This is a genomic window from Streptomyces katrae (genome assembly GCF_000966975.1).
Taxonomy (GTDB): Bacteria; Actinomycetota; Actinomycetes; order Streptomycetales; family Streptomycetaceae; genus Streptomyces; species Streptomyces katrae.
In genome coordinates this window covers 1-224 of sequence record NZ_JZWV01001840.1, presented here as the reverse complement: position 1 = coordinate 224, position 224 = coordinate 1, and the positions used below count along the sequence as shown (strand labels likewise).

The following is a 224-nucleotide window of genomic DNA, read 5'->3' as shown; positions in this document are numbered from 1 at the left end:
TGTGGGGGAGGAAGTCCAGGGGGCTGGGGCCGTCGGAGAGGTAGACCGCGCAGTCGGAGAGGACCGCGATGGGGTACAGGCCCGCGGCGGTGGCGAGTTTCTGCATCTTGCGGTGCATGTTGACGCGGGCCGTGGAGATGACGGCTGCGCGGATGTCGGGGCGCCAGGTGGGGCGTTCGAGGGCGGGCCAGGGCTCGCCGGGGCGGTAGCCGGCGCCCTGGGGG

The 224-nt window shown here is 73.7% G+C and carries 1 pseudogene; it reads right to left on the bottom strand.

What is annotated here, in order from left to right:
* Nucleotides 1-224: pseudogene (locus VR44_RS40765) on the bottom strand (telomere-associated protein Tap); the annotation flags it as partial.